10 protein-coding genes are annotated in these 10,131 nt (G+C 71.1%); 7 read left to right on the forward strand and 3 right to left on the reverse strand.

Annotated features, from left to right (window positions below; all coding sequences use genetic code 11):
• Window positions 1–40: 40 nt before the first annotated feature.
• The 3 genes from ACFT4A_RS39180 to ACFT4A_RS39190 all read right to left on the reverse strand — a co-directional run bounded on the left by ACFT4A_RS39180 (window position 41) and on the right by ACFT4A_RS39190 (window position 1,475).
• Window positions 41–268, reverse strand: coding sequence for a DUF3107 domain-containing protein (locus tag ACFT4A_RS39180; protein WP_189723087.1), 228 nt, complete (start codon window positions 266–268; stop codon window positions 41–43).
• A gap of 135 nt (window positions 269–403) precedes the next feature.
• On the reverse strand, window positions 404–1,045 hold the full coding sequence (locus ACFT4A_RS39185; RefSeq protein ID WP_215118661.1) for a TetR/AcrR family transcriptional regulator: 642 nt from the start codon (window positions 1,043–1,045) through the stop codon (window positions 404–406).
• A 205-nt stretch (window positions 1,046–1,250) separates the two neighbouring features.
• A complete protein-coding gene (locus tag ACFT4A_RS39190) occupies window positions 1,251–1,475 on the reverse strand; it encodes a hypothetical protein (protein WP_382840538.1) in 225 nt (74 codons plus the stop codon).
• A 216-nt stretch (window positions 1,476–1,691) separates the two neighbouring features.
• On the opposite strand from ACFT4A_RS39190, the gene ACFT4A_RS39195 reads away from it, so the two are divergent.
• The 7 genes from ACFT4A_RS39195 to ACFT4A_RS39225 all read left to right on the forward strand — a co-directional run bounded on the left by ACFT4A_RS39195 (window position 1,692) and on the right by ACFT4A_RS39225 (window position 9,928).
• Window positions 1,692–2,723: an alpha/beta fold hydrolase gene (locus ACFT4A_RS39195; protein WP_382840541.1), complete on the forward strand. Its 1,032-nt coding sequence runs from the start codon at window positions 1,692–1,694 to the stop codon at window positions 2,721–2,723.
• A gap of 8 nt (window positions 2,724–2,731) precedes the next feature.
• Window positions 2,732–4,252 (forward strand): DUF3152 domain-containing protein, encoded by a 1,521-nt coding sequence (locus ACFT4A_RS39200; protein ID WP_382840544.1) that lies wholly within the window; start codon window positions 2,732–2,734, stop codon window positions 4,250–4,252.
• 68 nt (window positions 4,253–4,320) lie between these two features.
• Entirely contained in the window at window positions 4,321–4,413 is a 93-nt protein-coding gene (locus ACFT4A_RS39205; protein WP_310851085.1) for an Ms4533A family Cys-rich leader peptide, read from the forward strand.
• 173 nt (window positions 4,414–4,586) lie between these two features.
• Window positions 4,587–6,305, forward strand: coding sequence for an ABC transporter substrate-binding protein (locus tag ACFT4A_RS39210; RefSeq protein ID WP_382840547.1), 1,719 nt, complete (start codon window positions 4,587–4,589; stop codon window positions 6,303–6,305).
• A gap of 4 nt (window positions 6,306–6,309) precedes the next feature.
• A complete protein-coding gene (locus ACFT4A_RS39215) occupies window positions 6,310–7,344 on the forward strand; it encodes an ABC transporter permease (RefSeq protein ID WP_382840550.1) in 1,035 nt (344 codons plus the stop codon).
• The gene (locus ACFT4A_RS39220; RefSeq protein WP_382840553.1) at window positions 7,341–8,339 is read left to right on the forward strand and encodes an ABC transporter permease; all 999 of its coding nucleotides are present in this window, start codon (window positions 7,341–7,343) and stop codon (window positions 8,337–8,339) included. The genes ACFT4A_RS39215 and ACFT4A_RS39220 overlap by 4 nt, the downstream gene beginning before the upstream one ends.
• On the forward strand, window positions 8,336–9,928 hold the full coding sequence (locus ACFT4A_RS39225) for a dipeptide ABC transporter ATP-binding protein (protein ID WP_382840556.1): 1,593 nt from the start codon (window positions 8,336–8,338) through the stop codon (window positions 9,926–9,928). The genes ACFT4A_RS39220 and ACFT4A_RS39225 overlap by 4 nt, the downstream gene beginning before the upstream one ends.
• The last annotated feature ends 203 nt before the right edge of the window (window positions 9,929–10,131 follow it).

A 10,131-nucleotide genomic window follows, 5' to 3' on the forward strand; every position in this document is an offset into this window, starting at 1 on the left:
GGACGGCCGATGGCCGTCCCGCCCCGCTCCACTCGCGCGACTACAGCGCGCCGAAGCCCACCTTGCGCGGGGCCGGCTCGCCGATCTCGACGTACGCGAGACGGTCGGCCGGGACCAGGATCTTGCGGCCGTGTTCGTCCACGAGGCTCAGCAGCTGCGACTTTCCGGCCAGTGCCTCGGCCACGACGCGCTCGACCTCCTCGGGGCTCTGACCGCTCTCCAGAACGATCTCGCGGGGCGCGTGCTGCACGCCGATCTTGACCTCCACGGCTATGTCCCTCCGACGGTCAGTGATGTGCGCGACCTTCCGCGCCGTACGCAGCACACATTAGCCCGGCGAGGGGACGTACAGTTCCCGCCCGAGAACGCCACGAGCGAACATCGGGCGGGAACAAAGCGCGCGTCAGTGGTGATCGGTCCCGTGCAGCGGGAAGCCCGCGATGCCGCGCCATGCCAGCGAGGTCAGCAGCTGCACAGCCTGATCGCGGGGCACGCTGCGGTCGCTGTGCAGCCAGGACCGCGCGACGACCTGGGCGAGGCCGCCCAGGCCCGAGGCGAGCAGCATCGACTCCGCCTGCGAGAGGCCGGTGTCCTCGGCGATGACCTCGCAGATCGCCTCCGCGCACTCGTTGGTGACCTTGTCGACGCGCTCGCGCACGGCGGGCTCGTTCGTCAGGTCCGACTCGAAGACCAGGCGGAAGGCGCCGCCGTCGTCCTCGACGTACGCGAAATACGCGTCCATCGTCGCCCGGACACGCTGCTTGTTGTCCGTCGTCGAGGCGAGCGCGTGGCGCACGGACTGGATGAGCGACTCGCAGTGCTGGTCGAGCAGTGCGAGATAGAGGTCGAGCTTGCCCGGGAAGTGCTGGTAGAGCACCGGCTTGCTGACGCCCGCGCGCTCGGCGATGTCGTCCATCGCCGCCGCGTGGTAGCCCTGGGCCACGAAGACCTCCTGGGCGGCTCCCAGGAGCTGGTTGCGTCGGGCACGGCGTGGCAGGCGTGTGCCCCGCGGGCGAACCGCCTCTGTCTGCTCGATGGCTGTCACGCCGCCTCCCATAGTCGTCCACGTGCGGATCTGGCCGCGTCGCCATCGTACTTTTCGGTAACCGTGGTGTGCGCGGTGAGAGCGCAGAATTTCACGGACCGGACGGTTGCGAAAGCGGTTGCGAAGGTTTCAAACAGGGGCAGAGCGGGCAAAATGCAGCCTCATTCCTGTTACTGGCGCTGTTCGCCGCCCCCGGTGGGGGCTGTCACCGGTAGTCGTCCTCGTCGAGGGAGACGACCCGGGCCTGCTCCGCCAGATCGGCCTCGTTGGCGCGGTCCGGGTCGACGCCGGTCAGCGGGTCGTCGCGGTCCGGCGCGAGGTCCGCGTGCTGCTCGGCCGCGTCGACCTCGGGGGCCTCGACGTCGTACTCCTGCGCCTGAGGCGCGTCCTCGGCCTCGAATGTCTCGGGGTCGGTGGGGTCTACGGCCATGCTGGGCTCCCTTCCTACGAACGTCCCTGAGGATGCAGGGGCCACATGCGGGTGCCCTCTGTACGAGCCTAGGAGACACCCGATCCGGACGCTATGCGATCCGCGTCCGGGGTGTGACGCAGTGCGCATCCCCTGAACTGCTCCTGTCCGATTCTTGTGACGGCGAACACAGGCGAACACATGAGCCACTGCGTGATCGTCTCGTAACATTGCCGCATGTCTTCGACCGAGCTGCCGTTCGTGCCGCCCGCCAATGTGCTGCCGAGGGTGGGGGGCGTCAGGGTCGCGGAGGGCGAGCGGCTGCGGTCGGTCGAGCTGCCCGGGGTCACGCTGACGGTGCGCTCGCGACCGCCCGCGCGCGAGGGGCTGCCTCCCGCCCTGTACGTGCACGGGCTCGGCGGTTCCTCGCAGAACTGGTCGGCGATGATGCCGCTGCTGGAGGAGGTCGTCGACAGCGAGGCCGTCGACCTGCCGGGCTTCGGCGACTCCCCGCCACCGGACGACGGCGACTACTCCGTCACGGGGCACGCGCGCGCGGTCATCCGCTACCTCGACGCCTCCGGCCGCGGTCCCGTGCACCTGTTCGGGAACTCGCTCGGTGGCGCCATCACCACCCGTGTCGCCGCGGTACGGCCCGATCTCATCCGTACGCTCACGCTCGTGTCGCCCGCCCTGCCGGAAATCCGTGTGCAGCGCTCCGCCGTGCCCACGGGGCTGCTGGCGGTGCCCGGTGTCGCCCTGCTCTTCACCCGGCTCACCCGGGCCTGGACGGCGGAGCAGCGGGTCCGCGGTGTGATGGCGCTGTGTTACGGGGATCCGGGCATGGTGACGCCGGAAGGTTTCCGCAACGCCGTGCAGGAGATGGAGCGGCGGCTGCGGCTGCCGTACTTCTGGGACGCGATGGCGCGGTCCGCGCGTGGGATCGTCAACGCGTACACGCTGGGCGGCCAGCAGGGGCTGTGGCGCCAGGCCGAGCGCGTTCTCGCGCCGACCCTTCTCGTCTACGGTGGCCGTGACCAACTGGTCGGCTTCCGCATGGCGCAGAAGGCGGCCCGGGCCTTTCGCGACTCGCGGCTGGTGACGTTGCCGGACGCGGGGCACGTGGCCATGATGGAGTACCCGGAGACAGTGGCCCTGGCGTTTCGTGAACTCCTCGCGGACTCCGGAGAGTTGGGCACGCGGCGAGCACGGCGGGCCAAGGGTGGCGCCGTCGACAGTGAAAGCACCGACGAGAGCATGGGGGGCTGAGGCGCGAAGTGGGACGCCACAGCCGCCGCGGGGCGGTCGCCAAGGGCGACACCGCGGACGCGGCCGCAGTACGGGACGACCGGGCCGGGTCGGCGCGGGGAGAGAGACCAGGGCGGAGCCAGGCGCCGGACCCGAGCCGGGGAGGCCGGACGGCACCTCCCGACGCCGCGCAGGGCGGCCGGCCGGCACAGGGCGCGGGCCCTCGCCGTACGCCGGGCCCGCGGCCCGCACCGGGTTCCGGGACCGCGCCGGGTTCCGGCACGCCGCCGTACGGGATGCCGCAGCTGCCGGACGGATGGAGTCCGGACGGTGCCCCGGGGCGCGGTGTGCCGCGGCTGCCCGACGGCACCCCCGCGCACGGCTTCCCCGCCGCCCGTGGCGGTCACCCCGAGCAGCGGGAACCCGGTGGCGGCTGGGGAGAGTTGACGGAGAACGGCCGGGGCACCGCTCCCATACCGCGGCAGCGGCGCGCGTCCGTGCCCGGGCCGCGGCAGGAGTACCTCGACGCCTTCGGCGAACGGGACGACGTGTTCGGCGTGCGGGACGACGTCTTCGCGCCCCGTACGGCCGCCTCCGCGCACGCGGCGGACGCCTACGCCTCCGTCACGGACTGGAGCGCGGGCACCCCGGCCGACACCCCCTTCGACGACCGTGACCACGACCATGACCGTGACGATCGCGACCGCGACGACGCGGAGCCCACCGGTGCGCCCGCGCCGGCCAAGGGCGGCAAGGGCCGTGCCTTCACCGGCATCGCGGCCGCCGCCGTCACCACCGTGCTGGCCGTGATCGTCGCCGGCCAGGTCGCCGACGATCAGAGCGGTGCCGACGTCCAGTCGCAGTCCGCCACCGACCAGGCCCGCGACCTCCGGGACTCCGCGCCCCACAGCGGCGGGCAGAGCCCCGCCCCGGACTCCGACGCGAAGCCGCTCACGTACGACGAGAAGATGGCCAGGACGTACCCGCTCGGCGCCAAGCTCAAGGGCTCGGGGAGGTTCGACGCCGTCCCCGGAATCGCGAAGGCGCCCGGTGCGGGGCAGAAGCACACCTACCGCGTGGACGTGGAGCAGGGACTCGGGCTGGACGGCGAGCTGTTCGCCGAGGCCGTGCAGAAGACGCTCAACGACGAGCGCAGCTGGGCCCACAACGGCGCGAACACCTTCGAGCGCGTCTACTCCGGCAACCCCGACTTCGTGATCACCCTCGCCAGCCCGGGCACGACCGCCGACTGGTGTGCCAAGTCCGGCCTGGACACCACCGTGGACAACGTCTCCTGCGACTCGGCCGCGACCGAGCGCGTGATGATCAACGCCTACCGGTGGGCGCAGGGCTCGCCGACCTACGGTGACAAGATCCACGCCTACCGGCAGATGCTGATCAACCACGAGGTCGGACACCGTCTCGGCTACAACCACGTCACCTGCGACAAGGACGGCGACCTCGCGCCGGTCATGCAGCAGCAGACCAAGTTCCTCAACCATGACGGCATTCGCTGCCGTGCCAACCCCTGGGCCTACCCCGGGAATTGACAGGCATCACAGGGGTCGGACCGCACCGCGCGTTGACATGCGCAGAAAAGTCGTACATATTTCTGCGCATGTCGCCCCGTCCCGCCTCCGTTCGCGCCGCCATCGAGCTGGCGCTCATCGGCGTGACCCCGCTCTGCGTGGCCGACATTCACTGTTGCTGACGCCCGCCCCAGGCGCGCGTCGCGAAAACCCATGCTCTCCGTGACCCGGTCACGGTTTCTTCGGCCACGGCTTCTTCGACGACCCGGCGCCGGGCAGACGTCTGATCTTCTTCGTCTCACCCTTCGTCATCTCGTCTCGCGATCCGAGACATCATCGAGAGGTCGTCATTCCGATGCGCCAACCGTCCGTCACAGCGCGCCGCGTGGCCGCGGCATCCGTCAGCCTGGTCCTGGCAGCGGGCGCCGCCGCCTGCGGGCCTGAGGACAACGATGCCAAGGGCGCCGGCGGCGACTCCACGCCCCACAAGGGCGGCACCCTCACGGTCCTGAACGCGGGCCCCCAGCAGGACTTCGACCCGGCCCGTCTGTACACCTCCGGCGGCGGCAACGTCCCGTCCCTGGTCTTCCGTACGCTCACCACCCGCAACCGCGAGGACGGCGCCGCCGGCACCGAGGTCGTCCCCGACCTCGCCACCGACACCGGGCGCCCCAGCAAGGACGCGAAGGTGTGGACGTACACCCTGAAGAAGGGCCTCACGTACGAGGACGGCACCCCGATCACCTCGGCCGACATCAAGTACGGCATCGAGCGCTCCTTCGCCCCCGAGCTGTCGGGCGGCGCCCCCTATCTGCGGGACTGGCTGGTCGGAGCGGCCGAGTACCAGGGCCCGTACAAGGACAAGAAGGGCCTCGACGCGATCGAGACGCCGGACGAGCGGACCATCGTCTTCCATCTGAACAAGCCCGAGGGCGAGTTCCCGTACCTGGCCACGCAGACGCAGTTCACGCCCGTCCCGAAGAGCAAGGACACGGGCACGAAGTACGAGGAGCACCCGGTCTCCTCCGGGCCGTACAAGGTCGTGAAGAACGAGAACGACGGTGAGCGGCTGACCCTGGAGCGCAATACGCACTGGTCCGCCTCGACCGACGCCGAACGCAAGGCATACCCGGACAAGATCGACGTACGGTCCGGGCTCGACTCGTCCGTGATCAACCAGCGGCTGTCCGCGTCCCAGGGGGCGGACGCCGCCGCCGTCACCACGGACACCAACCTCGGCCCGGCCGAGCTGGCCAAGGTGACCGGCGACAAGGAGCTGGCCGCCCGCGTCGGCACGGGGCACTTCGGCTACACCAACTACATCGCGTTCAACCCGACGATCAAGCCGTTCGACGACCCCAAGGTGCGGCAGGCGATCTCGTACGCCATCGACCGGTCGTCCGTGGTCAACGCCGCCGGCGGTTCGGCGCTCGCCGAGCCCGCGACCACCTTCCTGCCCGACCAGAAGTCCTTCGGCTACACGCCGTACGACCTCTTCCCGGCCGGCAAGGGCGGCGACCCGCAGAAGGCCGAGGAACTGCTGAAGGAGGCCGGCCACCCGAACGGTCTCACCATCACGCTGACGCACTCCAACGCCAAGGACTTCGAGACCAGCCCGGAGATCGCGACCGCGATCCAGGACGCGCTCAAGAAGGCCGGCGTCACGGTCAAGCTGCAGGGCCTGGAGGAGAACGACTACTCCGACAAGATCCACAACGTGAAGACCGAGCCGGGCTTCTTCCTCGCCCACTGGGGTGCCGACTGGCCCTCCGGCGGTCCGTTCCTCGCCCCGATCTTCGACGGCCGGCAGATCGTCAAGGACGGCGCCAACTTCAACACGGGCCTGCTGAACGACAAGTCGGTCAATGCCGAGATTGACGCGATCAACAAGTTGACGGATCTTGACCAGGCCGCCAAGAGGTGGGGTGCACTGGACAAGAAGATCGGCGAGAAGGCCCTGACCGTCCCGCTGTTCCACCCCGTCTACAAGCGCCTGTACGGCGAGGACGTCAAGAACATCGTGATCAGTGACTGGACCGGTGTGCTGGACATCTCCCAGGTCGCGGTGAAGTAGCACCGTGAGCGAGGCAGTTCTCGCCGTCGAGGCCCCCGGAGTGTCCGCTCCGGGGGCCTCGGGGGCCCGTCGGTTCTGGCGGCGGCTGCGGACGCAGCGCGCCGCCCTCGTCGCAGCGGTCGTCGTCGCGCTGCTCGTCCTGGTCGCGCTGGCCGCACCCCTGCTCACGGCGCTGGAGGGCCAGGACCCGACCACCTACCACCCCTCCCTGGTGGACTCCGCGCGCGGGGGCGTGCCCGTCGGGTCGCTCGGCGGCATGAGCGCCGACCACTGGCTCGGCGTCGAACCGCAGACCGGACGCGACCTGTTCGCCCGGCTGACGTACGGTGCGCGCGTCTCGCTGGGCGTGGCGCTGGCGGCGACCGTCGTGCAGGTCGCCATCGGGGTCACCATGGGGGTCGCGGCCGCCCTCGGCAAGCGATGGGTTGATCAACTGTTGAGCCGGTTCACGGACATCATCGTCGCGATGCCGCTCATGATCATGTCGTTGGCGCTGCTCGCGATCGTGCCGTCGAGCTTCCCGCGGCCCGTGCTGGTCGCGCTCGTCATCGGCCTGATCGGCTGGGGCAACATCGCCCGGATCGTGCGCGCGCAGACGCTCACCCTCAAGGAACTCGACCACGTCTCCGCCGCCCGGCTCAGCGGCTGGGGCACCTGGAGCATCGCCCGCCGCGAGCTGCTGCCCGGGATCGCCGCGCCCGTCATCACGTACGCCGCGCTGCTCGTCCCGTCGAACATCACCGTCGAGGCCGCGCTGTCCTTCCTCGGCGTCGGCGTGAAGCCGCCGACGCCCTCCTGGGGACAGATGCTCACCGCCGCCGACGTCTGGTACCAGGCGGCCCCGCAGTACCTGCTGCTGCCCGCGGGCGCGCTGTTCGTGACGGTGCTGGCCCTGACCGTCCTCGGCGACGGCGTGCGCACCGCGCTCGACCCGCGCGCGGCCTCACGGCTGCGCGTCGGGACGGGGCGGAAGCGGGAGTCGAGGGCGGCCGAGGAGCGCGCGCGTGACGCGAAGACGGCCGGGGGAGGTGCGGCATGAACGGTCTCACCGGCTTCGTCCTGCGCCGCGCCGTCGGCGCCGCGGTCACCCTGCTCGCCATCTCGGTGATCGTCTACGTCGTCTTCTACGTCACCCCCGGCAACGTCGCCCAGATCACCTGCGGCCCGCGCTGCTCACCGGAACAGGTGGACCAGGTCGCCCGGCAGCTGAACCTGGACGACCCGTTGTTCGCGCGGTACTGGCACTTCCTGCAAGGGCTCGTCGCCGGCCAGGACTACTCGACGGGTACGTCCGTGCAGCACTGCTCCGCGCCCTGCCTCGGCCTGTCGTACCAGAGCGACCAGCAGGTCACCCAGCTGATCTGGGCGAAGCTCCCGGTCAGTTTGTCCCTGGTGTCCGGCGCGATGGTGCTGTGGCTGCTCCTCGGCGTCGGCACCGGCGTGCTCTCCGCCTGGCGGCGCGGCCGGTTCTCCGAGCGGGTGCTGACCGGCATCACCCTCGCCGGCACGGCCACCCCGGTCTTCGTCATCGGCCTGGTCCTGATGATCGTCGTCTGCGGGGAGCTGCGGTTGCTGCCCTTCCCGCAGTACGTCGCCCTCGGCGACGACCCCGAACAGTGGGCGTGGAACCTGGTGCTCCCCTGGCTGTCACTGGCCCTCATCGAGGCCGCCGCGTTCGCCCGGCTGACCCGGGCGTCGATGCTGGAGACCCTGGCCGAGGACCACATCCGCACCTTCCGCGCGTACGGCGTCGGCGAACGGTCGATCGTCGGACGGCACGCGTTGCGCGGGGCGTTCGCGCCGGTCATCGCGCTGAACGCCAACAACGTCGGGTCGGCGATCGGCGGCGCGGTGCTCACCGAGACGCTCTTCGGCCTGCCCGGCATCGGACAGGAACTCGTCCACGCCGTCAAGGTCGTCGACCTGCCGGTCGTGGTCGGCATGGTCCTGGTCATCGGATTCTTCGTGGTCCTCGCCAACGCCGTCGCCGACGTGCTGTACGCGGTGGCCGACCGACGGGTGGTGCTGACATGAGCCTGGTCGACGTGACCGACCTGAGCGTGGACTTCGACGGGCTGCGTGCCGTCGACGGACTCTCCTTCCGCCTGGAACAGGGCGCCGCCCTGGCCCTGGTCGGTGAGTCCGGCTCCGGCAAGTCGACGGTGGCGTCCGCCCTGCTCGGCCTGCACCGCGGTACGGGAGCGCGGGTCGGGGGCTCGGTCGAGGTGGCCGGCACCGATGTGCAGCGGGCCTCCGACGAGGAGCTGCGGCGGCTGCGCGGCGGCCAGGCCGCCATGGTGTTCCAGGATCCGCTGTCCTCCCTCGACCCGTACTACGCGATCGGTGACCAGATCGCCGAGGTGTACCGCGCCCACGCGCGCGTGTCCCGTCAGGCGGCACGCGCGCGTGCCGTCGAGGTCCTCGACCGGGTGGGGATTCCGGACGCGGCCCGCCGGTCGCGTTCCCGGCCGCACGAGTTCAGCGGCGGTATGCGCCAGCGCGCCCTGATCGCCATGGCGCTCGCGTGCGAGCCCCGCCTGCTGATCGCCGACGAGCCGACGACCGCCCTCGATGTCACCGTCCAGGCCCAGGTCCTCGACCTGCTGCACACGCTGCGCGAGGAGACCGGCATGGGCCTGCTGCTCGTCACCCACGACGTGGGCGTCGCCGCCGAGAGCGTCGACGAGGTGCTGGTGATGCGGCACGGGCGGGCGGTCGAGCACGGCCCGGTGTCGGGTGTGCTGGGCGCGCCGGCCCAGCCGTACACCCGGGAGCTGCTGGCCGCGGTGCCACGGCTGGACGCGCCCCGGAAGGCCTCGTCGGCGCCCGAGGAGGTCGTGCTGGAGGCGACCGGGCTGAAGCGCGTGTTCGGGCGCGGGAAGCGGGCGTTCACGGCCGTGGACGGGGTGTCGCTGACCCTGCGGCGCGGTGAGACGCTCGGCATCGTGGGCGAGAGCGGCAGCGGGAAGACGACCCTGGGGCGCATGCTCGTCGGGCTGCTGGAGCCGACGGCCGGATCGCTGAGGTTCGAGGGCCGCGCGCACACCGGGGTGAACCCGGCCGTGCAGATGGTCTTCCAGGACCCCGTCTCCTCCCTCAACCCCCGCCGCACCGTGGGCGAGTCCATCGCCGACCCGCTCCGGGCGCGGGGCGGGTCCGAGGAGGGGCGCATCCGGGAGCGCGTGGCGGAACTGCTGGAGCGCGTGGGGCTCGAAGCGGCGCACCACGACCGCTACCCGCACGAGTTCAGCGGCGGCCAGCGCCAGCGCATCGGGATCGCGCGGGCGCTCGCGGCCGACCCGCGCGTCATCGTCTGCGACGAGCCGGTCTCGGCCCTCGACGTCACCACCCAGGCGCATGTGGTCGACCTGCTGGGGGAGTTGCAGCGCGAACTCGGGCTCGCGCTGGTCTTCGTCGCGCACGACCTGGCCGTGGTACGCCAGGTCAGCGACCGCGTCGCGGTGATGCGGGAGGGCGGGATCGTCGAGGAGGGGCCCGTCGCCGAGGTGTACGGGTCGCCACAGGAGCCGTACACCAGGCAGCTGCTGGCCGCCGTGCCGGCGCTCGACCCGGAGGCCGCCGCGCGACGCCGTGCGGAGCGACGGGAGTTGGCCGCGGCATGACGATCCGTGTCCGCTTGATCTCCTAGCGCGACAGAACGCGACCCGCACGGGAAAGTTACGACCGTTCACCCCTTTTGGTGGTGCGACCGAAAACCCTCCGTCGCACCCCCCCCGGGTCCCCCTAAGGTGCTCCCGCGGCCAGCCCCCGGGGAAACGCGGCTCCCCAAAAGGGGGATAGGGGGTGGACACCTGCGCCAAGGGCG

The organism is Streptomyces sp. NPDC057099, from assembly GCF_042671245.1.
Lineage (GTDB): Bacteria > Actinomycetota > Actinomycetes > Streptomycetales > Streptomycetaceae > Streptomyces > Streptomyces purpurascens.